The organism is Cytobacillus spongiae, from assembly GCF_021390075.1.
The window spans coordinates 1206463-1231671 of the sequence record NZ_CP089997.1 but is presented as its reverse complement, the minus strand read 5'-3'; the positions used below and the strand labels follow the sequence as shown (position 1 = coordinate 1231671).

Below are 25209 nucleotides of genomic sequence, written 5' to 3'. Positions count from 1 at the left end.
CTAATAATTAGACATAAAGGCAATGATTTAAACAATAGATACATGTAAATCAATCTGTTATTCTACATTACTATTTATATCTTATATTTTATTATTGTCATATGTGTCTAAATAGAGAAGTACATAGATGTTATCTATATTATTTACTTGACACACTTGAACCTTTTTTGTCTGCACTTTCATAAATGTATAAGTAGTAAAAAGCTACAGCAATAAGCTGTAGCTCTAATTTAATAAATCCATGTATCCGCTGGGATACCTAACTGATGTTCTAATCGAAAAACATTAATGATTGTACAGCGCTTTTGTTTCTTACCAAAAGTCCTTCTAACGTTTTGAGCAGCTACTACATAGCCACCAACTTGTTCATTTTCCTTCAGAAAGTTCCTAAGTTGGGCATCTCCCATCGACTCTTCAAAATAGCCGTGATCTTTCCAAAACTTTTGAACAGCTGCCTTCCAGTCAGATGTTGCCAAAATGAGTTGCCCCGTTTGAGAATCATACAAATAGTCTGTACCAGGAGTCAAATATTCGCCGCGGTCAATTAATGTTGCAGTATGCTCCATATAACGATCTAAGGAACTTCTGGCCTCTTCACCAACTAGATGGTGGATTTGGTTACTTATAATATCTTCAAAAGGAATTGGTTCTGCCTCAACACCTAAATCCCCCGCCAACTCTTGGAAGATGCATAATCCTGTAAGGATAGTAGCAATGTTAAAAGAGACTCTCTCTGGTACATTATAGCTATCCTCAACCTGTTCTTTCATATCCATTACAGTTTGATGAAGATTGAACTCCTGAAAATGTACCTTGGAAAGAATCCATTTTACATAACCTCCTAAAAAAGATGTTACATCTAACCGATTTAACTGCCTAAAGTTAGCTTTATAGTCTGGATGTTTTATAAATGTATTAGGTGAAAGTTTTGCCATAGCTATCCTTTCTAATAGATTTGGTTCTGTAAATGGCGTCTCCCCCATCCACACTACCGGTGCTGTATATTGATATTCCACAACAGATTGATTTTGTTGTCCCCGCGCATCAGTTAAACCTTTATAAGCAGCTAATGCCATATGCTTAACCTGATTCATATAGTCTCTATTCATTTGTTGGGGACGATATTCATCTAAATAAAGTGGCACAGCGTTTAGGATATCCATTTCTTTCATGATAGAAAATGGTGGGCGGCAACAAGAACGAACTTCACCATTACCGAATAGTTTTCCAAATAATTGAGCGGTACTTGTCTTACCTGATCCTTTCGTTCCCCATATCATCAACTGCGGAAACCCGTTATCTGTTTGTTCGCGCACCAAAGGAGCAATGGAAGAAACCATATGCCAACCAATAATTGGGTAGATTGCTGTAGCTTCATTGATAGTTGGCAATAAAGCTACAACTTTCTTTGCTCCCTCTCTCCAACTATCCTTGAAACGAAGAGTTACAGATTTCTCCAGATTATTCACACTACCTGGAAATTTAGATACATACACTAAAGAGGAGTCCTGAACCATTCCAGTATGATTAATAACCTCATGTGAAGTGACAAAATTCCCTTTATGTAGCCCAATTTTGGTTACTCCCTTTCTATCTACAACTTTTTTAGTAAGTAGGTGTTCACGAAGATACTGAATTTCCTTATCTCCCCCCAACCAACTCACACGACTACTATTAATAGATGTGAGAAGATCCTTTTTAGAAATAAGGGAAGTATGATCTAGCAGGACAGTAATTTGGGTACCGTCATTTACTTCAATGATTCCTTTTAAAATCTCATTCGTCCCCAACAAAACTCTTTCAGATGGCGTAAAAATGAAATTGGACAATCTCTTTTCACCATGATAATAGCACCCTTGTTTTTCAACAATTTCACTTGAAAGCATATTTTCAGTAACAGCAATAAATTTTCTTCCTTCCTCAATACGTTGTAATGCATTATTAATAGCATTTTCAATATAAGGAAGTTGATGTTGGATAGGTCTCTCTAATACTTTTTCACTAATTGCCCAATCAGGATTTGTAAGCACATAGGCAATTTCTTCTGGAGTATGGCCATTCTCCAGCATAGACCATGTAACTCCAAATACTTTCTCAGAACGATTCCCTTTTTCTGCTCCCTCTTCAATGAGCCGTAAAATATGTTTATGTACTCGAAGTTCTTCTAACTCTAACGGCATGTAATCCCTAATTACGACTTTTTCAACTTTAGTAGTTTTAGGGACAAATTCCACCTCATTCAAGTATTTAAATTCTTCTATACTATAAACAGCACCTGTCAACTCAACAACTGAGCAAGCCTGTTTGTTCTCTGGATTCTTTACATTTAAGCTACCTGGTACACGCAGTAATCTTGCTAAGTCACTAGTGTTGTCAGCATTCAGTAACTTGTGTATGCCGCTACTCATTCCCTTGATTTTCTGAAAATCTTCGGAAGTTGAGATACGAAACGGCTTATTTAATTTAAAATAAGCATGGATTCCGTTTCCACTAGAAATAATGGCGGACGGCGGGGTGGGCAAGTTAGAAACCTTGTGAATGGCTTCTTCCATTGAAGCATGTTTCGGATCAATATCTACCCATAATCCAGGAACATCTAGTACGTCCTGCTCCTTTCCTTTGTCTTTCTCAGTTCGAGTTGCTACACCAAAATAGACATTGAGAGTTTTGTCCTTACCACTATTGATAAAGGGTTGTAGTAATTCATCATTAATAGCACTTACTTCAACGAAGTGTTGGCCTCTTACACCTTCTTTTCCAATCAGTCGAAATTCAACCAATCCTTCACATTCACTAAACCAAAATTTCATAAACTCTACATTATTCATATAAGTACCTGCTTTCTGTGTATTTTTGGATTTTGATAATCCGCAATTTTTTATACGAAACTTAGCAAAGACAGTTAAGTTGTTTCTGAAACCTTTTTGAAAAAGTTTCTTTTCCCTTTATGTCGTACAGTTTTCTATACGACTATTGTAAGAACAGTTAAGGCACTTTTTAGTCTTTTCTCTTCTGAAAGAGGGTCCTTACTTTTAACGTTCAATGAACTTATACGCTTCGCGGTAGAAGAAGTTAAGAGCTAGTCTTTAAAGTTTTTTAACACATATGCTTTTTACTTCCTCCCTTTCCTTATACGTTTCCTGTAAAGAGAGTTAAGAAGAGGATTTAAAATTTTTTAGACATTCGCTTCTTTGCTTCCTCTTTTACTTATACGTTTGAACTAGAACGCAGTTAAGTTAATCCGCACCACCTTTTCGAGAAAATTCACTGTCGGTAACTTGCGCCCCCCGTCCATTCTGTAATACAAAGCCGATGTCCTAGGCACTGGGGGGGTTAATTTAAAATTTTATTCTTAGTTTTTTGCTAAATAGTCATTCCAAGATACTCTCCTACCGTTTCTTTGTTTTAATGCTGCTTCCATCTCTTTAGCACCCCGCTCACAACAATCCTTCATTAAACATAAAAACTATGTATCTCATCAATTGGATAACTTCCTATATTTTTTATCACTAACTTAACTCCCCCTTCCCTCTCAACGTATAAGGTATACGAAGCAAATTAAATGGAGGGGGAATCTATCAAATAATGATTTCAGTTGTAAATAAATGGACGGTTTGTTACATTATCTATATAGAAGCTTGTCATACAGTTACCTTTAGAGGACATCTAAAAGGAGGATGTCACCTATGGGTCAAGTAAAAAAAGACGGTTCAAGTTGGTACTTTGTTGCTGAACTGCCAAAAGATCCGATTACAGGAAAACGAAAGCGTAAAAAACAGCGTGGTTTTAAAACAAAGCGGGAGGCAGAGAAGGCTTTAGCCCAGGTGGAAGCAGAGGTTATTAGAGGTACGTATATTGAACCAACTAATACTCTATACAAAGATTACTTGTTGTTGGAGTGGTTCAGAGGTAAAAAAGCCACTATTAATAGCCAAACAGCTAAATCCTACGAAAATTACATGAACCATCGTATTATCCCTAAACTCGGTCATATACCATTGTCTCAATTGAATGTGATGGTGCTACAAAACTATATTTATAGTTTGAAAGAGGACGGTTTAGCGAGTGCTACCATTAAAAAGATTTATAACATTATTCGTAACTCGTTGGAGCATGCGAAGACCCTAGAGTTGCTTGCGAAGAACCCCGCCACCAATATTCAATTGCCTAAAATTGAAAAAACAGAAATGACTGTGTGGAATGTTGAGGAGAGTAAAGCTTTTCTTCATATAGCAAGAGAGGACAGGCTTTATGTTGCCTTCCACTTGGCCATTACAACAGGAATGAGACAAGGTGAAATTTTAGGATTGCGATGGAAATATGTAGACTTGGAGAAAGGTGTTATACGTATATGCCAAACGTTAAGTCATGACGGTAAGGAATTTTTGGTGGGGGCTAAAACAGCTTCAAGTGTTAGAAGCATTAAACTTCCTGACGAAACAATTGTGTTACTGCGAAAGCATAAGGCTGTCATTGCTCGGGAGAGGTTGCAAGTAGGTCAAGAGTATGTAGATCATGACCCGGTGATTTGTACATCAAAGGGTACACCCATACTTCCCGCTAACCTTAGACGCACGTATGCCCGCTTAATCAAACAAGCGGATGTTCCTGCCATTCGCTTTCATGATTTACGTCATACTCATGCTACACTCTTATTATCACAAGGAGTACATGCTAAAGTGATTTCAGAACGTCTTGGTCACAGTAACATTAAAACAACGCTTGATATTTACTCACATGTATTGCCAAACATGCAGGATGAGGCGGCAAAACAAATCAATAATTTACTATCAAATAGCCAATAAAAAGTGCTAGGGCACCAAAATGGCACCAAACGATGAATAGGGGCACTATAGGTGGTTAATATACAAACATAAAAAAAGCCCCAATCCCTTGTCTAACAAGGAATTGGAGCTTCTCTTGAGGTATGATTCCGACTGGGTTCGAACCAGCGACCTCTACCCTGTCAAGGTAGCGCTCTCCCAGCTGAGCTACGGAATCGAGTATATGTTTATTGTCCTTTTCATGATAAGGACAATTAATACTATATACTTTGAAAGTAGTTTTGTCAATCATTTTTCAATGTTCTCTTTTTAATATCAACCAAGTTATGGCTATGTATCCAATGGCTACATAGATAAGTACTAGGCTCGTTTCCACCCAAAATAGGCTGCTTAGATGAATACCATCTCCTTGGTTTAAGTAGGTAATCACCTGGGTCACTGGCGGGAAGAGCCAGAGAACGTACCTAAGTGCTGAAACTCCTTCTAAAATGGATGGAGTTGCCATTGAAATTACGAGTATCAATACTGCTGTGAGCCAAGCATATCGTTTGGTCGAGAGCTTTGTCGCAGAGCATAATGCACCAATAATGACTCCAAGCATGCCCAGTATAAAATGACTATACAATGATAGTCCCGCATGTATTAGAGTCATTTCCCCATTAAAAGAGTGCGTGACTAAGGGAAAGAATTCAGCAAAAAGAAAGAGAGGAATCCATACTAGAAAACAGGTAAGGAACTTCCCTAGAACAAACAAGCTCTTCTTCCCGATTGTAAAAAACAAAATATGCTTTTCACTGTCCCCATCGATTTGAAAAATCCCCATAGCAATCCATGTCATCGTCAAATATATTGCTACACTTGAAATGGCATAACTACTTAAGATAGAGACGTTTTTATAAGCATATAAAATAAAGACCCATCCAAGCAGCACGGTTACAGGAGGGATAAATGTCAAAGAACGGATATAGCTTAGTATCTGGTAGCGAATAAAAACCGTCAAACCATTACCTCATTTCCTTCAATTCCACTATTGAACATCCATTGATTAATAATTCTTGGAGAATTTGATCACTTTTCGATGATTCCACTAGAATAATCGCATTGTCCCTTTGATCATATTGAACCTTAGCGATGTCACGAATTCCTTCAAGACTTTTGATAGATGGGACAATCGCCGTAATTTGCTTATGGATTTCTTTTGATGACGCTATTTTATTATTTTCAATTATATCGCCATTTTCAACCTCTATTACTCGATCTGCCAAATCAGTAATGAGTAAGTCTTCATGAGTGGTAAAGATGATTGTACAATTCCCTTTGACAGAGGATAATTGGGCAAAAAGTTCATGTTGGGATTGTTCATCCAAGCCTGTTAGGGGTTCATCTAATATCAATAGGTCTGGCTTGGCTAGCAGCGCTTGTATGATTCCTACTTTTTGTTTTGTGCCTTTAGAACAGCTTTTTAAAGGAATGTGTAAGAACGATTGTATCTTGAATTGATGGACATATTGGTTCACTTCATTGCTCAACTCTTCCTTCCTGCGACCATTCATCTCACCAATCAATAGTAAATATTCCTGTAGCTTAAATCGGATTTTTTCCGGGAAGTGTTCAGGTACATAACCGATTTTTTTAGCATTTCGAACAACCTTTCCATTAGAAGGCTCGTAAATGCCCCCAATAAGCTTGAGCAAACTACTTTTTCCAGAACCATTATGCCCTTTAATCGCTACAACTTCGCCTACACTTATCTTTAGGGATACATCCTTTAAGATAGGAAGTCCTTCTATCATCTTTTCTACATGGTTTGCCGTAAAAATGTAACCTTCCATTTAGAACCTCAGCTTTTTTTATCATATTATACCATTTATTTAATGTTTTGGTCTTTTTTAACACTTTAGTGAGTTTTTGTGTTAAAGAACATAAAAAATTCTTAACCTCGTTACATTCTAATTTTCTTTAGTATACAAGAACATTTGTTTGCATACACTATAAATAAGGGTAGGTGAGGAAATCATGATGCAGCTTCTTAAGCGTGGGTTTACCGAAAGGCAATTACTTGAAATCATCTATATTTCTTCTAAACAAAAGATTACTCATCGTACAATCATCATCTATAGAATAGACGATACGTCCATTCAAGCCTATTGTTACTTGCGTAAACAGAAACGTACATTTTTAATTGAGAACATTTTATCTGTTTCACCGCATCATAAGAAAGTTTCGAAAAACATCGGTTAGACGTTTAATCAAATTAAAAGAGGATGAAACCAGTATGGCTTCATCCTCTTGTATTATGCAGTTTGTGCCTTAGCAGAATCTCCGCGTTTAAAGATAAATTGAAGTGCAATTAGAACACCGAAAGAAATAAGACCAATGATGTCCGTCATACCTTCAGGATAGATTAAACATAACCCACCTACAATTCCTAGAATCCGCTCATACCAATAAAGCTTGCGGAACCAGAAACCAATAACACCAGCACCAATTGCTGTCATTCCAGCAAGTGCTGTAAATACAATCCAAATCAGATATGTCCACGTCGTATCAATCATCAATAGCTCAGGTGAAAGCACGAACATATACGGAATGATAAAGGCCGCAATGGCGAGTTTAGCTGAATTGACTCCTGTTCGGATTGGCTCTCCTCCTGAAACACCTGCCGCAGCAAAAGCAGCTAATGCTACTGGCGGTGTAATGTCAGCAATAATTCCGAAATAGAATACGAACAAGTGAGCAGACAAATCTGGTACACCTAGTAAAATAATCGCTGGAGCCGCGATAGTCGAGGTAATAACATAGTTCGCCGTCGTAGGTGAACCCATACCAAGAACAATCGCAGCAACCATCGTTAGCATTAGCGTCGGAATTAATGCACCACCAGCAAGGTCAAGCAATCCATTTGCTAGTTTTAAACCTAAGCCTGTCTTTGTAACAACCCCAACAATAATCCCTGCAGCAGCAGTTGCAGCAGCTACTCCAAGAGCCGTTCTTGCTCCATCGACCAGTGCATCAATTGCGTCTTTAAAGCCGATGCGCGTTTCTTTACGGATCGCACTCACCGCAATCGTCACTACAATGGACCAAAGAGCTGCACGAATGACGCTCATTCCTGACATAAGTAAAATTATGACCGCTAAGATTGGTAATAGTAAATAGATTTTCTTTAGAACTTCTTTTCTATTTGGCATTTCTTCCTTAGAAAGCCCACGCAAACCAATACGCTTCGCTTCAAAGTGTGTCATGATCCAAATACCAGTGAAATATAATAAAGCTGGAATAGCTGCAGCTTTTGCAATTTCCCAATACGTAATCCCGCCGATAAATTCAACCATTAGGAAAGCTGCTGCCCCCATAATTGGAGGCATAAGCTGCCCGCCTGTTGAGGCAGCAGCCTCAACAGCGCCAGCAAACTCTTTTTTGTAGCCAAGCTTTTTCATCATTGGAATAGTAAAGGAACCCGACGTTACAACATTAGCTACTGAGCTTCCACTAATCGTTCCTTGCAATGCACTTGAAAAGATCGCAACCTTCGCAGGTCCCCCAGTTCGTCTCCCTGCAATCGAAACGGCTAAATCATTGAAATATTGTCCAACTCCTGTTTTAACAAGGAAAGAACCAAATAATAGGAATAAGAAGATAAAGGTAGAAGATACTCCAAGAGGCGTACCTAAAATCCCTTCAGTTGTGAAGAACATCGTCTGAACAAGTCGGTCTAGTTCAAGCCCTCTATGAGCTAAGAAGCTTGGCATATACGGACCATACAATGCATATACAAGGAAAAGCCCTGCAATAATGGTAATTGGCAATCCAACTGCTCTTCGCGTTGCTTCTAATACTAAAACAATAGCTAATAGCCCCACATAAAAGTCCATATCTGTTAGGACTCCGACACGGCTAACAATATCATCAATCATGACTGGCCAGTAAGCACCAACGACTATAGATAAAAGAGCTAAAATAGCATCATACCAAGCAACCTTATGTGTGCGACCTCTGTCTTTTTTGCGTGCGGGAAACAATAGAAAGATTAATGCTAATGCAAAGCCTAAGTGAATCGACCTTTGCAGTTGAGCTGTAAGCATTCCAAATACACCCGTGTAAAGCTGAAATAAAGAGAATGATAGAAGCCCAATAAACGCAATCCAGCCAAATATGCCTCCAAGCTTTCTCGTCCCTGCTTCTGGGTCATATTTTTCTAGCAGCTCTTGTTGTTGTTCTTGTGATAAGTTTTCTTGATTATGACTCAAGGATGTTCACTCCTTTCAGTTGCTGTAACATCGATATTTTTTCGACTTTTATTCTGATCCATGTACCTGGATCAATCACATCCCCAATGGGATATTCCTTTTCATTGTAGATGACACGGTGATTCGCTCGGACTTTCCCAATGCGCATATCAAATGAAGGAAAAATTCGTTCCATATTTTTAATATAATATTTTCCGTCCTTTTGCTCAAATACTTCCCCTTCAGCAGCATCAGAAGGCATCCCAATTGCAAAATCCTCGTACATGAGCTCATATTGCAGAATACTCATGTCCTCTGTCACCGTATAACTCTCCACAACATCTGAGAGATGGATGGAGTGAGTATATTTAATTTTGAAGTTTTCGGTATTAGATAAAGAAATGTAGGCAAGCACTTTTCCTGTGTTCTGATATTGAAGCACTAGTGCTTTTTGGTATGGGATGAGTAACACAAAAGCGATGAGTAAGACGATGAGGGGTGTTAGAAAGAGCAACATTTGAATCTTTCTTTTTTTCATATATCCTCACCTTACTATTGTTAATTCAAACAGATTAGAGCTATACAAAGTAGCTTTTTAGTTTATGATAACGTCTCTAAAAAAGGAATTTGACCGGCATAAAAACCCGATTAAAGGTTTTCTAGCCGGTCATATTTTTATGAATGAAAAATTAAGCTCGTTTTACTCTGCTTTAATTCCCTTTTCATCATAATATTTTTGCGCGCCTGGGTGTACTTCGATTCCTACCCCGTTAATCGCTTTTTCAGCATTAATTAGCTTTCCTTTTGCATGTGTTACTTTGTCAAGATTTTCAAAAATTGCTTTTGTAATATCATATACAGTTCCCTCATCAAGGTCGCTGCTTACTACAAGCATCGCTTGGACTGCTACAGTTGGAACTGCTTCAGCAAGCTTATAAGTTCCAGATGGAATTTCATCATGGATGTAGTATGGATACTTTTCAATTAGAGCGTCAGCCTTATCCTTATCGATCGGAACAATTACCACATCTTCAGTAGCAGATAAACCTTCAACCGCACCAGTCGGTGTCCCTGCAGTTACGAATGCAGCATCAATTGTACCATCTTGGATTCCAGCAACTGACTCATCGAAAGATAGGTCTTGCTTTTCGATATCATCAAACGTTAAGTCATACATTTCTAGAATTTGCTCAGCATTTGGGTTTGTACCAGATCCAGGAGCACCAACAGAGACCTTTTTCCCTTTAAGGTCAGCAACTGACTTAATTCCAGATTTTTTTGTTGTAACGATTTGAATTGTTTCAGGATATAAAGTTCCGATTGCTTGTACATTCTCTACTTTATTTCCATCAAACATTAACTTTCCATCTTTTGCATAAGAAGCGATATCTGTTTGTGTAAATGCGATTTCTGCGTCACCATTCTTTAATGTGTTCATGTTTTCAGCAGAAGCGCCAGATGTTTCCGCATTTGTTTCAATACCTGTTGCATCTTTAACAATGTCTGCAAAAGCTCCTCCAAGCGGATAATATGTACCACCTGTACCACCTGTAACGATACTAATGAATTTTGGCTTTTCGCCGCCTTCGTCGCCACCTTTTGCATTATCACCTTCGTTGTTTCCACCACCACATGCAGCAAGAACCATAGAAAGCGCTAACAGTAAAACTGTCGCGAGAAGAAAACTTTTCTTTTTCATGTAATTTCCCCCTTTTTATAAAATTACAGTTTTCCGAATTTTATTTTACCATAAAACCTATTTCAATTGTCAAATAAACGTGAGATTCTCTAGCATCTTTTTTGAATAATTGAAACAATCCAAAAAAACTCTATCATTTAGTATGCAAACTTTATTCATTTCATATACATATTCTCTTAAAACTAAGAAAGAAGCTTCCCAGTAATAATCGGAAGCTTCCTCCTATCTTAACTAATCGTTTCTGAGAGTTTCTCTTCAAGCTCTTCTAAATCCCTAATTCGGTGAGCTAGCCTTGATGCTGCAGTAGCTGCGATACTTGCTACAATATCATCTAAAAATGTATGTACACCTGGTACATTCTTCGTATCTAATTCTTTAATAATACCGATCTTATTTTTGTCTAAATGACCAAAAGTTGTAACTGCAATACTGCCATAACCTAATGCAGCACCTAATGCAATGGTTTCATCGATTCCAAATAAGCCTTCGTCTGTTTCGATAATCGTTTGCAATGGCTCTGATAATTTTTTCTGTTCTGCTAGCTTATCTAATTCAACTCCTACAAGGATCGCATGCTGAATTTCCCTTTTCAACAGAACGCTTTCTACACTTTCGATACAGTCACGCATGGAGAGATCTTGATTATATGGATATTGCATTTCATAAACGATTTCTGCAATCGCTTCAATCGATACGCCTCTTTCAAATAATAGATTTCGAGCAGCCATTGTTACCTCTTGACTATGAACACGCTTCATCTTACTAAAACTCCTCTCTAAAGTTAGCATGTTTTCGTTATCATTCACTCATATTATAACATGTGGAATTCTTTAATCTTCTATATAGAACTTTTATTCAGCATTTCTCACATACATATGGTAAAATCTTTTTTGAAAAGCCTTACATTAGAATGGCAAATTTTTTCGAACAATAGGTATCGGAGGGAATTCAACATGACAACACCAAAAGGGACCATTAAGGATCTTACTATACAGAGCAAAGAGCTAGGTGAGGAAATTTCCATTTTAGTCTATCTGCCTGCTAACTTTTCCCCATTATATAAATACTCTCTTTTAATTGCTCAAGATGGAAGGGACTATTTCCAGCTAGGCCGTATTGGCCGCATTGCTGATGAACTTTTGGATAATCAAGAAATGGAAAATACGATTATCATAGGGGTACCATATAAAAATGTAGAGGATCGGAGAAGAAAATATCACCCAAAAGGTGAGCAGCATCAAGCTTACATCCGCTTCCTAGCACATGAGCTTGTACCTTATCTTGATCAAGAGTTTCCTACCTATCATATGGGAATGGGGCGAGCACTTATTGGAGATTCATTAGCAGCTACCGTTTCCCTTATGACAGCACTACAATATCCGAATAGCTTTGGGCGAGTAATCCTACAATCACCATATGTTAACGATGATGTATTAACTGCAGTTAAAGATTTCAATCAACCTCACCTACTTTCTGTATATCATGTTATTGGTCAACAAGAAACTGGAGTAAAGACGACAGCCGACGAAGTGAAGGATTTCTTAACACCTAATCGTGAATTATCTACCGTATTCAAAGAAAAGAATTTTCCTTATTTCTATGAGGAGTTTGCCGGTGATCACACTTGGACCTATTGGCAACCTGATTTAAAAAGAGCTTTAAAGCAAATGTTTTAATCATAATCCCTCCCTTCTATTTGACTAGGGGAGGGATTGTTCTAAATATTTACAATTATCTGATGTTTAGCGACATATCTCACATGATTTTTGTTCTCTTTATCGGTATAATGATATTAACCACTTAGGATATCTGATATAATATGAGCACCATTTATTTCATGCTCCACCATTTAATACAAAACCCATATAGGAGGTAATATAATGAATTTTGGAATTGTTATTTTTCCCACAAAAAAAATGCAAGACTATGCAAACTCTTTTCGTAAACGTTATGACCCCCATTACGCATTAATTACGCCTCATGTCACATTAAAAAGCTCCTTTGAAGCATCTGATGAACAAATTAAAGAGATTGCCGAAAAGCTACATAATGTAGCCATGCAGCATTTGCCATTCCAATTAAATGTCTTGAAAATTAGCTCGTTTCAGCCTGTCAATAATGTCATTTACTTAAAAGTAGAACCAACTAAAACATTAGATGCCCTCCAAGAGGACATCCAAACAACAGTTGGAGGGTCTGAAGGAGAATATTCCTTTGTACCACATATTACAATTGGTCAAAAGCTATCAAACGACGAACATTCTGACATTTACGGATCTCTAAGAATGACAAAAGTAAATCATGAAGAAATAGTCGACCGTTTCCATCTACTTTATCAACTGGATAATGGTTCATGGACTGTATATGAAACATTTCGTTTAGGAAAGGAAAAATAAAATCGTGAGAGTCATCCAAGTCACAAAAGAACAACAACTACAAGATGCGTTTTCTGTTAGAAAAAGCGTCTTTGTCGAAGAACAACAAGTGCCTCTTGAAGAAGAAATCGATGAATTCGAAAGTTCTGCTGCTCATTTTGTATTGTATGATGGAGAATTAGCCGTAGGTGCTGGTCGGTTTCGAGTACTAGATGGCATCGGAAAAGTAGAGCGAATTTGCGTCCTTTCTTCCCATCGCAAAGGAGGGTCTGGAAAGGCCCTAATGACCGCGATTGAAGATTTTGCTAAGGAGCAGAATATCCATGAGCTAAAGCTAAATGCACAGACACATGCCATCCCCTTTTATAACAAATTAGGGTATGAAGTTGTATCGGAAGAATTTCTTGATGCAGGCATCCCACATCGAACGATGAAGAAAAAAGTATAATAAACACCCGTAAAACTCTTGCAAAATGCGCAAGAGTTTTTTTCTCGATAATTTCGCTCTTAACTGTACAAACTAACATTATACTCACGGATGATAGGGTTTTAACCTCTTGGCTTCATACTAGAATCTCCGGCCCTAGTATGATCTAGTAAGGAGTGTGCTGACATGGAATATGTACATATTACAACGGAAATCATTGTTGGTTTCTTTGCCTTATTGCTTGTAACCAAAATCCTTGGCAAAACCCAGATTACACAAATTACAGCATTTGACTTTATTTCCGCACTTGTTCTAGGTGAGTTAGTTGGAAATGCGCTGTTTGATCAAGAAGCAGGTATTGGGGAGATTCTCTTTTCAATAACACTTTGGGGAGCCTTAATTTACGCCATTGAATTTACTACTCAGAAGTCAAGAAAACTTCGGAAATTCTTAGAAGGAGATCCTTCAATAGTTATTAGGAAAGGTAAGATTGATTTTAATGCACTAAAGAAAAACCATTTAGATGTAAATCAACTTCAACATCTATTAAGATCGAAGGATGTCTTTTCGTTAAGTGAATGCGAGTATGCAATTTTAGAAACCGACGGAACAGTAAGTGTATTAAAGAAGCCAGAGTATACAAACCCAACTGCTCAGGATCTTTCTCTTCCAATAAAACCTGTTGATATTCCGGTATCTGTCGTAATAGATGGAGAAATCTTGTACGACCACCTTCCGTTAACTAGTTTTGATGAAAAGTCACTGAAGGAAGAATTGGGACGCTTAGGATATCAATCTATCCCTGATATACTATACGCTGAATACAAAGAAGGAGAAGCTTTGCACGTGCAAACGTACTAAGCTTCTCCTTTTTATACACATTCATTAAAAAGCTGCCCTTTTCCTGTTACTTCCGCTAAAGCTTGTTCAATAAACTGTTGATCAATTGCTTTTTTGGTTTGCTTGATTTTAAGGTTCTGTTTAAATTTATTTTGTTCTTGTTCTGGAGTTTGCCCATTTTTTATTTGTTTTATGGAATGGATAGGTAAGAATGTAAACGGGTCATAGTCATTACTTAATTCTCTGTTAGCATATTGATCATACTGATAATGGATTATTGGAGCAATATATCCCATTTAGATGCACCACCTTAACAAAATATTTAATATTCTGTTAACTATTTATATGTTCAGATTTGTAATCCTTTACCCGTTTTGAGGAAAAATTAAACTTTTCTCTTAATCTCTTTAGAATCACTGAGTCATTTGATATGATAGAATTCAATGTCAAAAATGAATTAGTATGATGAATAATGCGAATGAGGGAATTACGTATGAACACTGCTCTACATAACGAAAAACTAGTGAATTTAGTTAAATATCAAAGAGAAATATATCAATTTCTTTATGAAGAAGGAAAAAAAGGAAGGCTCACTTGTCCTGCTTGCTTAGAACCGGTTCGACTGTATTTAGGTATTCAAGACGAACCTCATTTTTTTCATATATCCAATCGTCCTTCAACATGTCAAGACAAACTTTCAATTCAAAAGCCTATTGAAATAATTGAAAGCTCAAAAGAGTTAAACGGCTTTCAAATTCCAAAATCTCGTACAATCACTGTTGTTCAAGAGCAAACAACTTCTTTTAAAAAAGCAAAATCGGTTAAGGCTCCTCCCCCTTTTCAGCCAACGTCAGTAGAGCAAGCAAACTTACAGGCGTCATATCTACAAAAATTAGCAAACGATGGAACATTTCTAGACGAACACCAATCTAATGCTGTTACTGCCGTAAATGGTCCTCTTCTCGTGCTCGCAGGCGCAGGAAGCGGAAAGACACGTGTTTTAACAGCACGAACAGCATATATGTTAAATGAACACAGAATAAAGGGTAATGAAATGATGCTTGTAACATTTACAGCGAAAGCAGCAAATGAAATGAAAATGCGCTTACTTCAATACCCAGACATGAACCAGCAAATGGTGAAACAGCTCGTAACTGGAACGTTTCATAGCATTTTCTACAGAATATTGTCCTTCCATCAACCAGAACAATATTCATCTGAAAAACTACTAAAAAAAGATTGGCAACGGGAACAAATATTGAAAGAAGCTGGAAGAGAATTAAAGCTGGATGAAAAAGAATTTGCGTATGATCTAGCGTTACAGCAAATTGGCCTGTGGAAAAATTCCCTAATCGCACCGAATCATGTCCATGCAAAAACCCCATGGGAAGAAAAGGTAGCATTTCTCTATCAATATTACGAGAATTTCAAGCAAAAGCAGAGACTCTTTGATTTTGATGATATGTTAATTGGCTGTTATCAGCTTTTTACAGAACAGCCACAGCTTTTATCCATCTACCATAATCGACTTCACTATTTTCTTATTGATGAATTTCAAGATATTAATAAAGTTCAATATGAATTAATGAAACTCCTTTCTTCAAAGTCAAATAATATTTGCGCTGTGGGAGATGATGATCAGTCCATTTATGCCTTTCGTGGAAGTGACCCTCACTATTTACTTGACTTTGAACAGGACTTTCCAACTGCCAAGGTTGTCATCCTTGATCAAAACTACCGTTCAAACCATCCTATTGTCGCAACTGCCAATGCCATCATTAAGAAGAACAAACAGAGACGAGCGAAAAGCATGATTGCTCAATACGATCGAGACCATGCACCAATCTTCTTTTATCCCTTTGATGAGGAAGAAGAAGCGACAATGATATTAACAGATATATTAGAAAAAATGGAAGCTGGGGCAAGCCCTGAGGATTTTGCAATCTTATATCGTACACACACAGGGAGCCGAGCTATATTCGAACGATTTGTCCATTCGAGTCTCCCATTTACGATTGACCAAGATGCTGAATCTTTTTATGATCGATTTATTGTAAAAAGTATGCTCGGGTTTCTTAAGCTTTCCTTGAATGAAGATGATCAAGAATCAATAAAACAAATCTTGCCCGCCTTATTTGTGAAGCAGTCTGTTCTGCAGGATTTAAAAGCAGAAAGCATCTTACAGGATTGTACTTTATTAGAGTGTCTTCCACAAATTAAAACAGGCTTCGCCTTTCAGGAAAGCAAACTAAAACGAGTTCTGCAAATTACCCGAACATTGGCTTCATTATCACCAGTTGTAGCTATTGAAAAGGTGGAAAAGGAATTAGGATTTCAAGATTTTATTAAAAAGCGTGGAAATGAAGGCAACCAAATGGACAAAGGTTCAGACGATATACGAGATCTAAAAGTAGCAGCCAAACGATTTCAAACGTTATATGAGTTTCTGGAGCATGTAGACCATATGCGTGCCATGAACCGCGAAATAAAGGCACTTAGCAAAGATCGACAACACGCTGTCACCCTAAGTACCATTCATCGAGCAAAAGGACTCGAATACAAAACCGTCTATATACTCGGAGCAGTCGACGGCAGTATTCCCCATGACTATGCACTAGATGCGTATCGTAACGGTGATGAAGGACCCCTAGAAGAAGAAAGAAGACTACTTTATGTTGCCATGACTCGAGCACAAGAGCACCTCTATTTATCCGTTCCAGAAAAACGCCGAGGAAAGACCGCAAACTCATCTCGTTTTTTACAGCCAATTCGGTAAATAGGTGTGCTTTAGCGTCCCACTCACTACTATGCTGTTGGTTTCTTGTAACTACTTTTCTAGTTTAGAGGACTAGAGATTGAAAATTACACAAAATGTATAGATTTTTCGTGAAAATCGTATCCTTCTTTTGAATTTCAGCTTTTAGGAATCCTCTTTTTGAGCGAAAGTCACCCTTGGCCGAGCGAAAGTTGGTCGAATTAGAGCGAATCCTTGTCATTTGTGAGCGAAAATTTTAGAAAAGCGAGCGAAAATCAGACAGCTGTGAGCGAATGCTCATAAATGGAGCGAACGCTCACAATTTGGCTAAGGGCAACTAGATGTGAAGGGGGCTCTTCCAATTTGGCTAAGTGCAACTAGATGCGTCAATTTTATTTCTTCACAACCAGTACAAAGGACTTGGATACGTATCCAAGTCCTTTTTCCCCATCCACATTTGTAGAAGCTGGCTTATTGCTTCTTATTGATCATTTTTGTAATTGTATTCATATCTAGCTGTTTTCCATCTTTCACAATTGAACTGACAATTTGATCTTCCATTTCTTTAGATACTGGCTTGTTGGCTATTTGGGAAACACGTTTAATCACGTTTCTCACTGTATTTTCATCTTTAAAATTAGCGCTTTGCAAAGAGTTAGCCAAATCAAAGATATCTTTCATGTTTACGCCCGTTTTCTTTTCAACGTTTTTAAAGAAGTTATTTTCCATGTCGTTCATCACGCCTCCTTCATAAGCTACTTTATCTTATGAAGGTGGGCGAAAAGTGTGCGAAGGTGGATAATGAAAATGATTAAACAGGAAAATGCCGCTTCATATAGAAACGACATATTTCAAATCAACTTAGTGGTAAAAGCTGGCACCCACAATAATTAAAAGAATGAATAGAACAACGATTAATACGAATGTACTGCCACCACCATAACCGTAGCCGCCGTATCCGTATCCACCACAACATCCGTAGCCCATGTATGTCACCTCACTTTTTATAGGTTCACTATCACCATATGAGGGACACATGCTTTTGGTATAGGCAACACCCTAGGTTTACCGATTTTTCTAGTTATCTTTCCGCTTAAGGGCTAACTCACACATTAATTTGGCTAGCTCTTCACTATACTGCCCGTACATTCTTTTTAGATATGGTGGAGTAACAATTGAAGAATTCCACGCAAAATCAGCTTGGAGCTTCGTAAGCAAAACCCCCAAAAATTCTTCATCATCTACCTGCTGCTCTTTCATATCATCATTATATAGGTCAAAGGATAGTTCTCCATTTGAAGTAATCTGACCCAGAAATACATCCTCTACTGTGAGCTCTCGTTTTGCTAATTCGTACTCAATCCATCCGCGACTAATACTGGCTTTATTCAGCTTTTCTTCGTCCAAGGATCCATCTGATATGATCGTTTGTGGTTCACTCTCTTCATGGTAACGATTAAATAAGTCTTCAACTCTTACAGGCTGCTTCCCTTTTTTTAATAGAACACTTAAGTCACCATTTGAATCGAGTGATGCAAATTCTACATCTGCTACTTGAAAGACATTCTTCGTACGCAGCTGCTCTAAAAGCTCATCCGCACTGTACCGCTCTTTTTTTAAATTTTTCTCTAACACCTTTCCTTTTTCAATAAAGATAGTTGGCTTTCCCTCGACAATATCTCGGAATTTTTTGTTTTTTAGTGAATAGATAGAAATAAATAAAGGGACAAACGACCAAATGAGCAAAGCAGTCACTCCATCTCGCAAGCTCAGTTCTGGATCCATTGATAAGGTACCTGCAATATCTCCTACCGTTATCCCTGCAATATATTCAAAAAAAGATAGCTTAGACAGCTGCTTCTTCCCCAATAATTTAGTAATTATAAATAATCCAACAATGATAAATAAAGACCGAATAATGGTTTCCACGATCGTTGACATCTATTTTCTCCTTCGAATCATTTAAGCCACCTCAAATCGGATAATCGGCTATCAATGAAATGTTGCATTTCCTTAGTTGTAGCGACCCCCTTCTCATAGATCGCTTTAGACTCTTCCTCTCGAATCTTATAAGCTTTCTCTAACAAATATGCTTCTAGCTGTTTTAACATGGCCGATGTTTGTTTCAAGCTCTCCATATTTTCATTCATATTTCTATCCTATCCTTTAGGTTTAAATAGTAGTGCACCGATAAATCCGAAGATTATCGCTGCTGAAATCCCAGAGCTTGTCACCTCGAACATTCCAGTTAATACTCCTACAACTCCGTGTTGTTCAGCCTCCTGCATGGCTCCATGTACAAGTGAGTTTCCAAAGCTCGTTATTGGAATGGTTGCACCAGCTCCTGCAAAATCAACAAGTGGTTCATATAATCCAAAGCCTTCAAGAATAGCACCTGCAACGACCAATATGCTTAACGTATGACCTGGCGTGAGCTTTGCTAGATCAAACAGTAGTTGTCCGATGACACAAATAAGACCACCTACAACAAATGCCCAAAAAAACATTGCTAGCATGTTAAACCAACTCCTATCGATTCATTTCAATTGATACAGCATGGGCAATACAAGGAATACTTTCTTTTTGCTGGTAGGTAAGAGGAGATAACAATGCCCCAGTTGCTACAACTAAAATTCGGTTAAATGTTCCTTGCTTCATTTGGTTTAAAAGATGACCATATAACACAGTTGCAGAGCATCCAGCCCCGCTTGCCCCAGATTGAACAGGCTGTGTATCCTTGTAGATTAACAATCCACAGTCTTGAAATTTAGCAGAATCTATTTGAATGCCATTATTATTCAAAAGATCTAAGGTTGTTTCTTGGCCAATCCTTCCAAGATCCCCTGTAATAATCAGATCGTAATACGAAGGATCAATTTGAAGGTCATTGAAATGAGCGGTAATCGTGTCGGCTGCTGCTGGTGCCATAGCCCCTCCCATATTGAATGGATCCGTCAACCCCATATCAATGACTCGTCCTATCGTAGCTGAAGTTGTTACAGGCTGGTTCCCGTCATTTGTATTCTTGCCAATAACGGCAACTCCTGCACCTGTTACCGTCCATTGCGCAGTAGGTGGCTTTTGACCGCCGTATTCAGTTGGGTAGCGAAATTGCTTTTCTACTGCAGCATTATGGCTTGCAGCCCCAGTAACTACATGTTTAGCACCCCCGTAATTAACAAAAAAGGAAGCAAGAGCAAGGCCTTCCATGGAAGTTGAACACGCACCAAAAATGCCAAAGTAGGGAATCTGCGTTTTACGAGCAGCCAGGCTAGTAGGAGTAATTTGATTAATTAGATCTCCAGCTATTAAAAACTCTACTTGTTCTTGCTGAAGACTTTGTTTTTGCAATGCTGTTTGAATTGCTTCCTCCATTAATACACGGTGTGCTTTTTCATAAGTGTCCTCGCCCATCCATAAGTCATCATGAAGAATGTCAAAGTCATCAGCTAAATTCCCATTTGCTTCAAAAGGTCCACCGGTCACGCCAGTTGAAAGTATTGCAGGGCGATTGTGAAACACCCAAGATTGCTTCCCTTTAAGCATCAGATCACCCCCCATTGGATTAGAATCGTTTTAATTAACGCAATCACAAATGCAGAAAATACACCGAATAAAATGACTGATCCTGCAAGCTTGAACATATTTCCTCCAACCCCTAGAACAAACCCTTCCGTACGATGTTCAATGGCAGCAGATATGACCGCATTCCCAAATCCTGTTACAGGAACGGCACTTCCAGCTCCTGCGAACTGCGCTAATCGGTCATAAACACCAAAGCCAGTAAGAAGCATTGCGATAAATACCATTGTTGCAACTGTTGGATTTCCAGCTGTTTGTTCTGTGAAATTAAAATAATATATATAGAAATAACTAATTGCCTGTCCTACTATACTAAAGAGGCCACCCACAAAAAATGCCTTTAAGCAATTCTTTAAGACCGGGCGCTTAGTCTCATGCTTCTGCTGCAATTCTTGATATTGCTGTTGTTCAGGTGTTAATTGATCATTTTTCTTCCCCACAGAGCATTCATCCCCTTCTATTAAGTCATTTCTCGTTCTAGCTCAAGAATTTGGTTGAATTTTTTCTTCGCTTTTTCTTCTGAGTACTTCGGGTCTTGCATTTTTTCATTTAATTCGACAGCTTCCATAAAAATCTTATAATCACTTGAAACGGTGAATTCCTCATCTGGATAATTCTTTTCCAAGAGCTTCGTCATCTTTTTCTCAATTTTCTTCATATGGAATCGTTTGAGATGCTTAACCTTATAGACAACTAGTACATCACCATTCCCCTTAATAACCGCAACATCATAAATTTCTTCAAAGTCAGCAACATCTTTTTTAATCTTGTCAACTAACTCGAGGTTTTCTTCGGTCTTTTTTTCAACGACCATTGGAGATGGGTTTGTCGTTTTTAATAATGCAAGTTGACTATCTTTCGCTTCCTTACTTTGACAGCCAAAAAGAATGGAAACAGAAAGAATTGTACCTATAATGTACCGAATATTCATAGACATCATACGCGTCCTTTCCTATGTAAAAATATTTTCGAATAGGTTAATCCTATTTTCTTCTAGATATTAAAAATTATGAATGGGTAGAATTTCCATAACCTAATATTACTGAAAGTAAAACGATCCGCTAAATACATCTATAGGCACTTTCTACCTAGTAAGAGATAAAATAAGAGTCTGGGACATACCTATATGATGCCTTCTCAAAGACGAACAATGACTTTTTTAAATAAGTTAGGTTGTAAAAATAAGTTCGTTCCACCTGCGCTGCAGACACTCGCTTTCCGCGGAGAGGAAGCTGAGCCTCCTCGCTGGCTTTAGTGTCTCAGCCTTTCCTCTATTTCCCTTAGTAGTCGAGTGTCTTCCGGTCTATTCCACTATTTATTAAAAATTTGTCTTCCGAATAAACAAAAATACCCGAACTAGTAAAAGGAGATAACTCCTAATCGTTCGGATATATCATTGACTGAAATACGTATGTCCCAGCCTAACATCTATTTTAATTTACTTTTTTCTTTTTTCCACAGCCACAACCTTTTTTCTTCTTATTCGTAGGTTGAGGCTTTATCTTTTTAGAGGCTTGTTTTGTTGAATTATTCATGCATTCAGTCCCCCAACTCTTATGGATTGTACTTTATTCTACGTAATACTGAGAACTTTGCTTAGAGAAGACGCCTAACAAACGTGCCCTTTCTTTATTCATCTAACACTTTTTGCAAGAGGGCTTCAATGAAGGCAGCAACTCCTGCTACTGCTAATATAACGATGACTGGAATCGATACACTTGGGAGATAACGATAGCCTGCATATAGAGCAACTGTCACCCAAATCCCTGTACACCAATAACAACTCAATAACTCTCCAAAAAAGCCATATACGATATGCTTTTTGGGAATGAGATAAACCTCTTGCTGTCCATCTTCATCTTCTTCTATAACTTCCTCGAAAAAAGGTGCTCGAATAAAATTCGTTATTTTATCAAAAACAATCAATCGGGTCAGACGAAAGCTTGCTAATGAAAAAACGATTAGCTCCATCAACTGTATGTCCATTACTTCCACTCCCTCGTGATGATCGCCTAATTTCACCTAAAACAGGCATTTGTCCGTAACTCATTGAGCCCTCCCACAATATGTTATTAGTGTAGTAAGTAAACAGAAATCATAAGGAGGAATTATTAATGGGTTGTGGAAAAAAAGACGATGTATTCGATATTCGAAAAGGCAATTGTGTTTGCGAAGTTGTCCGCGCAATTAAAGATATTCAAGATAACGCAGTAGACGAGTGTGATTGTCCTACAAATTGTTTCCAAGAGCCACTAGGATCTTTAGTAGCACCAGCAAGACGTCAAAATGCAGATACACGTGTATTCATCTTAAAAACAGCTGATGGATCACCTTTCCATGCATTCTTTAGAGGGCATGACTGTTCATGCGTATCCATCTTTTTCCGTGTAGAGGATGTATTCGATAACTGCTGTGCAACGCTTCGCGTATTACGTCCAGTAGATGAGCATGGCAACACTGTAGACCTTACTGGTGACTACAAAGACAAATGCTGCATCGATCTAAATGCAGTATGTCGCGTTCAACACTTCCGTGCTACAAATGACTGCATCACAGTTGACCTTGAGTGCTTCTGCGCAATTCAATGTGTAGCAGACGTAAACTTAAACATCTGTGAAGATTAATCATGTAATGTAACAACATTGAGCCAGTCGTTTTACACGACTGGCATTTATTTTTACGACAAATAGGTGCAAATTAGAATCCAATCATCCTAATTTCTTTTAAATCGCTGAGCTTAACTACTATTTTCTTTTGGTTATACAGCTTGATTTCTACATCATCTTCACCACGGGTTACTAAAAAGCCTTTGTAAATCTCCTCGTCTGTTGAAAAAGCACACGGAACGGGAGGAAGCTGCTTTGGAAAATGAACTAAATAGTCAATCCGTTCAGATAAGCTCATCTCCTTAAAGCTCTTTACTCTTCTTAATCCGTAGTTTACTGTTTCATTTGGCGTCTCGGTCTCTTCATATTGATTGATGACTTCTTGAATCTCATCAGCAGCTGGTTCATCAGCTAAAGGCTTTTTCTTTCCGCTAAAAGCCCCAGTTTCTTCCCCAAGGTCCTCAATGAAAAATTTTTGCTTTTTCTTCTTGACCTTATCTTCATGGACTACTGCCTGTTCCTTCAACTTCCTTTCACGTTCTGCTCTTTCTTTTTCGGCTTTTTTAGCTGAATACGTCTCCTGCATTTTACCTGTAGGAATATTTACCTGGGGCTGAGTAATGTAAAATAAGGGTTCGCGTTTTCGATCCTGCTTAGACATACCATTCACCTCACTCACATAGTGATTCACCCTATATGTATGCAAGTAGGGCTTGTCTCGTTGCAAATCGATGTTTATAATCGAAAATTTACAATGAGAATATATTTACTTAACAATTCTCTGTTATTGTCGAATTATGGAATATTTTTTGTTGTAAGCAAGGAGGTCTTGCTGATGACCGGGTTAATGAATAGACTAACGTCCTCCGCTCAACTAGTAGAAACGGAAGAAGATCTAATTATGAGAAAAGAATTTAGAAGCATCTTAATGAATAAAAGCTTAACCATGTTTTTTCAACCAATTATTAACTTTCGAACCGGGGATAATTTTGGATTTGAAGCTCTTACTAGAGGGCCTTTAGATAGCAAATTTCATTCTCCGCTCCATCTTTTTCAATATGCTGAAAAGCTAGGTTTACTCTATCCTCTTGAAAAAATTGCAAGGGAACTTGCCTTTAAGAATAGTCATTCCTTATTACAGAATGGAGAAAAACTTTTTATCAACATTAGTTCGCAAGTTGTACATGATCCTAGTTTTACCCCAGGACATACCGCTTCATTGCTTGAACAGTTTGATGTAAATCCAGAGGAAGTGGTTTTTGAAATAACCGAAAGAAGTGCCATTGAGGATTTTACTACTTTTAGAGAAGCCTTAAACCATTACCGTGACCAAGGGTTTGAAATTGCAATTGATGATGCTGGAGCAGGTTATTCTTCCCTACAAGCTATTTCCGAAATCATGCCTGACTACATAAAAATTGACCGTTCACTCATAAGTAATATTGATGAAAATGATGTGAAAAAACATATATTAGAGGCATTTGTCACCTTTGCACAGAAGATGAATAGTACCATTATTGCCGAGGGAATCGAAACTTCTGAAGAATTAAGAACAGTGATGGATCTTGGGATTGATTGTGGACAAGGATATTATTTAGCAAGGCCAAACTTTCCTGTAAAAGAAGTGCCAAAAATTATCATCAATGAAATCATTCATTATCATGCAGCTATACAATCCGCTCTTAAGCCGCGTACATTTTTTGTGAATTTAGATGATGAGATTATTATCATGGATAACAATCAAGTGTTAAAAAAATCAATTGCTAATCGTTTAATCTAATTTTGTGTTTGACCCCCTTTATATATAGTTTTGCCCGCTTCCATTTATGAAAGCGGGACTTTTTTATTTTTTCAGCACGATTTAGTTCCTTATAAGGCGAGAAGCTGATTCACCAGCTCACCACTATATAAG

At 37.9% G+C, this 25209-nt stretch carries 27 protein-coding genes and 1 tRNA gene; 9 read left to right on the top strand and 19 right to left on the bottom strand.

From position 1 onward, the window contains the following. Positions 1-230: 230 nt before the first annotated feature. On the bottom strand, positions 231-2828 hold the full coding sequence (locus LS684_RS06390) for a hypothetical protein (RefSeq protein WP_233810782.1): 2598 nt from the start codon (positions 2826-2828) through the stop codon (positions 231-233). An 858-nt stretch (positions 2829-3686) separates the two neighbouring features. Here LS684_RS06390 and LS684_RS06385 point away from each other — a divergent pair. After that, positions 3687-4805: a site-specific integrase gene (locus tag LS684_RS06385; protein ID WP_233810781.1), complete on the top strand. Its 1119-nt coding sequence runs from the start codon at positions 3687-3689 to the stop codon at positions 4803-4805. Between the two features lie 123 nt (positions 4806-4928). On the opposite strand, the gene LS684_RS06380 is transcribed toward LS684_RS06385, so the two are convergent. From LS684_RS06380 to LS684_RS06370, 3 genes are all read right to left on the bottom strand, one after another. Then, positions 4929-5001 (bottom strand) — tRNA-Val (locus tag LS684_RS06380). Positions 5002-5079: 78 nt separating this feature from the next. Further along, a complete protein-coding gene (locus tag LS684_RS06375; RefSeq protein ID WP_233810780.1) occupies positions 5080-5784 on the bottom strand; it encodes a hypothetical protein in 705 nt (234 codons plus the stop codon). Between the two features lie 4 nt (positions 5785-5788). Beyond that, positions 5789-6616: an ATP-binding cassette domain-containing protein gene (locus tag LS684_RS06370; protein WP_233810779.1), complete on the bottom strand. Its 828-nt coding sequence runs from the start codon at positions 6614-6616 to the stop codon at positions 5789-5791. Between the two features lie 184 nt (positions 6617-6800). Between LS684_RS06370 and LS684_RS06365 the strand changes: the two genes are divergently transcribed. Continuing rightward, positions 6801-7025 (top strand): hypothetical protein, encoded by a 225-nt coding sequence (locus LS684_RS06365; RefSeq protein ID WP_233810778.1) that lies wholly within the window; start codon positions 6801-6803, stop codon positions 7023-7025. Between the two features lie 53 nt (positions 7026-7078). Here LS684_RS06365 and LS684_RS06360 read toward each other — a convergent pair whose 3' ends face one another. From LS684_RS06360 to LS684_RS06345, 4 genes are all read right to left on the bottom strand, one after another. Beyond that, positions 7079-9034, bottom strand: a complete 1956-nt coding sequence (locus LS684_RS06360; protein WP_233810777.1) for a TRAP transporter permease — start codon at positions 9032-9034, stop codon at positions 7079-7081. Further along, positions 9024-9551 (bottom strand): DUF1850 domain-containing protein, encoded by a 528-nt coding sequence (locus tag LS684_RS06355; RefSeq protein WP_233810776.1) that lies wholly within the window; start codon positions 9549-9551, stop codon positions 9024-9026. The genes LS684_RS06360 and LS684_RS06355 overlap by 11 nt, the downstream gene beginning before the upstream one ends. A gap of 162 nt (positions 9552-9713) precedes the next feature. Continuing rightward, the gene (locus LS684_RS06350; protein WP_233810775.1) at positions 9714-10712 is read right to left on the bottom strand and encodes a TAXI family TRAP transporter solute-binding subunit; all 999 of its coding nucleotides are present in this window, start codon (positions 10710-10712) and stop codon (positions 9714-9716) included. A gap of 227 nt (positions 10713-10939) precedes the next feature. Continuing rightward, the gene (locus tag LS684_RS06345; protein ID WP_233810774.1) at positions 10940-11470 is read right to left on the bottom strand and encodes a phosphatidylglycerophosphatase A family protein; all 531 of its coding nucleotides are present in this window, start codon (positions 11468-11470) and stop codon (positions 10940-10942) included. Positions 11471-11665: 195 nt separating this feature from the next. Here LS684_RS06345 and LS684_RS06340 point away from each other — a divergent pair, with 195 nt between their 5' ends. From LS684_RS06340 to LS684_RS06325, 4 genes are all read left to right on the top strand, one after another. Beyond that, complete coding sequence (locus LS684_RS06340) at positions 11666-12388, top strand: alpha/beta hydrolase (RefSeq protein ID WP_233810773.1); 723 nt, start codon at positions 11666-11668, stop codon at positions 12386-12388. Between the two features lie 204 nt (positions 12389-12592). Next, a complete protein-coding gene (locus LS684_RS06335) occupies positions 12593-13108 on the top strand; it encodes a YjcG family protein (protein ID WP_233810772.1) in 516 nt (171 codons plus the stop codon). Between the two features lie 4 nt (positions 13109-13112). Continuing rightward, positions 13113-13535 carry a GNAT family N-acetyltransferase gene (locus LS684_RS06330; protein WP_233810771.1) on the top strand — a complete coding sequence of 141 codons (423 nt, stop codon included), beginning with the start codon at positions 13113-13115 and terminating at the stop codon, positions 13533-13535. Between the two features lie 165 nt (positions 13536-13700). After that, complete coding sequence (locus LS684_RS06325; RefSeq protein WP_233810770.1) at positions 13701-14375, top strand: DUF421 domain-containing protein; 675 nt, start codon at positions 13701-13703, stop codon at positions 14373-14375. Positions 14376-14386: 11 nt separating this feature from the next. On the opposite strand, the gene LS684_RS06320 is transcribed toward LS684_RS06325, so the two are convergent. After that, positions 14387-14650, bottom strand: coding sequence for a hypothetical protein (locus LS684_RS06320; protein ID WP_233810769.1), 264 nt, complete (start codon positions 14648-14650; stop codon positions 14387-14389). A gap of 197 nt (positions 14651-14847) precedes the next feature. Here LS684_RS06320 and LS684_RS06315 point away from each other — a divergent pair, with 197 nt between their 5' ends. Then, positions 14848-17130: a UvrD-helicase domain-containing protein gene (locus LS684_RS06315; protein ID WP_233810768.1), complete on the top strand. Its 2283-nt coding sequence runs from the start codon at positions 14848-14850 to the stop codon at positions 17128-17130. Positions 17131-17580: 450 nt separating this feature from the next. Here LS684_RS06315 and spoVIF read toward each other — a convergent pair whose 3' ends face one another. The 9 genes from spoVIF to LS684_RS06270 all read right to left on the bottom strand — a co-directional run bounded on the left by spoVIF (position 17581) and on the right by LS684_RS06270 (position 22677). Continuing rightward, on the bottom strand, positions 17581-17838 hold the full coding sequence (spoVIF, locus tag LS684_RS06310) for a sporulation-specific transcription regulator SpoVIF (RefSeq protein WP_233811557.1): 258 nt from the start codon (positions 17836-17838) through the stop codon (positions 17581-17583). A 132-nt stretch (positions 17839-17970) separates the two neighbouring features. After that, complete coding sequence (locus LS684_RS06305; protein ID WP_233810767.1) at positions 17971-18096, bottom strand: YjcZ family sporulation protein; 126 nt, start codon at positions 18094-18096, stop codon at positions 17971-17973. 90 nt (positions 18097-18186) lie between these two features. Then, entirely contained in the window at positions 18187-19050 is an 864-nt protein-coding gene (locus tag LS684_RS06300; protein ID WP_233810766.1) for a DUF421 domain-containing protein, read from the bottom strand. 17 nt (positions 19051-19067) lie between these two features. Beyond that, positions 19068-19259, bottom strand: a complete 192-nt coding sequence (locus LS684_RS06295) for a hypothetical protein (RefSeq protein ID WP_233810765.1) — start codon at positions 19257-19259, stop codon at positions 19068-19070. 9 nt (positions 19260-19268) lie between these two features. Then, positions 19269-19625 (bottom strand): stage V sporulation protein AE, encoded by a 357-nt coding sequence (gene spoVAE / locus LS684_RS06290; RefSeq protein ID WP_233810764.1) that lies wholly within the window; start codon positions 19623-19625, stop codon positions 19269-19271. Between the two features lie 13 nt (positions 19626-19638). Beyond that, positions 19639-20655 carry a stage V sporulation protein AD gene (gene spoVAD, locus LS684_RS06285; protein ID WP_233810763.1) on the bottom strand — a complete coding sequence of 339 codons (1017 nt, stop codon included), beginning with the start codon at positions 20653-20655 and terminating at the stop codon, positions 19639-19641. Then, complete coding sequence (spoVAC, locus tag LS684_RS06280; protein WP_233810762.1) at positions 20655-21131, bottom strand: stage V sporulation protein AC; 477 nt, start codon at positions 21129-21131, stop codon at positions 20655-20657. Before spoVAC ends, spoVAD begins: the two co-directional genes overlap by 1 nt. A 20-nt stretch (positions 21132-21151) precedes the next feature. Further along, positions 21152-21631 (bottom strand): YhcN/YlaJ family sporulation lipoprotein, encoded by a 480-nt coding sequence (locus tag LS684_RS06275; protein ID WP_233810761.1) that lies wholly within the window; start codon positions 21629-21631, stop codon positions 21152-21154. 689 nt (positions 21632-22320) lie between these two features. Further along, positions 22321-22677 (bottom strand): DUF1360 domain-containing protein, encoded by a 357-nt coding sequence (locus LS684_RS06270; RefSeq protein ID WP_233810760.1) that lies wholly within the window; start codon positions 22675-22677, stop codon positions 22321-22323. A 128-nt stretch (positions 22678-22805) separates the two neighbouring features. Between LS684_RS06270 and LS684_RS06265 the strand changes: the two genes are divergently transcribed. Next, positions 22806-23315 (top strand): CotY/CotZ family spore coat protein, encoded by a 510-nt coding sequence (locus LS684_RS06265; RefSeq protein WP_233810759.1) that lies wholly within the window; start codon positions 22806-22808, stop codon positions 23313-23315. A gap of 73 nt (positions 23316-23388) precedes the next feature. On the opposite strand, the gene LS684_RS06260 is transcribed toward LS684_RS06265, so the two are convergent. Next, positions 23389-23976, bottom strand: coding sequence for a CotO family spore coat protein (locus tag LS684_RS06260; RefSeq protein WP_233810758.1), 588 nt, complete (start codon positions 23974-23976; stop codon positions 23389-23391). Positions 23977-24132: 156 nt separating this feature from the next. Between LS684_RS06260 and LS684_RS06255 the strand changes: the two genes are divergently transcribed. After that, positions 24133-25077 (top strand): EAL domain-containing protein, encoded by a 945-nt coding sequence (locus tag LS684_RS06255; RefSeq protein WP_233810757.1) that lies wholly within the window; start codon positions 24133-24135, stop codon positions 25075-25077. The last annotated feature ends 132 nt before the right edge of the window (positions 25078-25209 follow it).

Excerpts from the sequence above, each read along its gene's own strand:
- LS684_RS06390 (WP_233810782.1), bottom strand. The coding sequence starts at position 2,828 with ATGAATAATGTAGAGTTTATGAAATTTTGGTTTAGTGAATGTGAAGGA.
- LS684_RS06385 (WP_233810781.1), top strand. The coding sequence starts at position 3,687 with ATGGGTCAAGTAAAAAAAGACGGTTCAAGTTGGTACTTTGTTGCTGAA.
- LS684_RS06370 (WP_233810779.1), bottom strand. The coding sequence starts at position 6,616 with ATGGAAGGTTACATTTTTACGGCAAACCATGTAGAAAAGATGATAGAA.
- LS684_RS06365 (WP_233810778.1), top strand. The coding sequence starts at position 6,801 with ATGATGCAGCTTCTTAAGCGTGGGTTTACCGAAAGGCAATTACTTGAA.
- LS684_RS06355 (WP_233810776.1), bottom strand. The coding sequence starts at position 9,551 with ATGAAAAAAAGAAAGATTCAAATGTTGCTCTTTCTAACACCCCTCATC.
- LS684_RS06350 (WP_233810775.1), bottom strand. The coding sequence starts at position 10,712 with ATGAAAAAGAAAAGTTTTCTTCTCGCGACAGTTTTACTGTTAGCGCTT.
- LS684_RS06345 (WP_233810774.1), bottom strand. The coding sequence starts at position 11,470 with ATGAAGCGTGTTCATAGTCAAGAGGTAACAATGGCTGCTCGAAATCTA.
- LS684_RS06340 (WP_233810773.1), top strand. The coding sequence starts at position 11,666 with ATGACAACACCAAAAGGGACCATTAAGGATCTTACTATACAGAGCAAA.
- LS684_RS06335 (WP_233810772.1), top strand. The coding sequence starts at position 12,593 with ATGAATTTTGGAATTGTTATTTTTCCCACAAAAAAAATGCAAGACTAT.
- LS684_RS06325 (WP_233810770.1), top strand. The coding sequence starts at position 13,701 with ATGGAATATGTACATATTACAACGGAAATCATTGTTGGTTTCTTTGCC.
- LS684_RS06320 (WP_233810769.1), bottom strand. The coding sequence starts at position 14,650 with ATGGGATATATTGCTCCAATAATCCATTATCAGTATGATCAATATGCT.
- LS684_RS06315 (WP_233810768.1), top strand. The coding sequence starts at position 14,848 with ATGAACACTGCTCTACATAACGAAAAACTAGTGAATTTAGTTAAATAT.
- spoVIF (WP_233811557.1), bottom strand. The coding sequence starts at position 17,838 with ATGGAAAATAACTTCTTTAAAAACGTTGAAAAGAAAACGGGCGTAAAC.
- LS684_RS06305 (WP_233810767.1), bottom strand. The coding sequence starts at position 18,096 with ATGGGCTACGGATGTTGTGGTGGATACGGATACGGCGGCTACGGTTAT.
- LS684_RS06300 (WP_233810766.1), bottom strand. The coding sequence starts at position 19,050 with ATGTCAACGATCGTGGAAACCATTATTCGGTCTTTATTTATCATTGTT.
- LS684_RS06295 (WP_233810765.1), bottom strand. The coding sequence starts at position 19,259 with ATGAATGAAAATATGGAGAGCTTGAAACAAACATCGGCCATGTTAAAA.
- spoVAE (WP_233810764.1), bottom strand. The coding sequence starts at position 19,625 with ATGCTAGCAATGTTTTTTTGGGCATTTGTTGTAGGTGGTCTTATTTGT.
- spoVAD (WP_233810763.1), bottom strand. The coding sequence starts at position 20,655 with ATGCTTAAAGGGAAGCAATCTTGGGTGTTTCACAATCGCCCTGCAATA.
- LS684_RS06275 (WP_233810761.1), bottom strand. The coding sequence starts at position 21,631 with ATGATGTCTATGAATATTCGGTACATTATAGGTACAATTCTTTCTGTT.
- LS684_RS06270 (WP_233810760.1), bottom strand. The coding sequence starts at position 22,677 with ATGGACATACAGTTGATGGAGCTAATCGTTTTTTCATTAGCAAGCTTT.
- LS684_RS06265 (WP_233810759.1), top strand. The coding sequence starts at position 22,806 with ATGGGTTGTGGAAAAAAAGACGATGTATTCGATATTCGAAAAGGCAAT.
- LS684_RS06255 (WP_233810757.1), top strand. The coding sequence starts at position 24,133 with ATGACCGGGTTAATGAATAGACTAACGTCCTCCGCTCAACTAGTAGAA.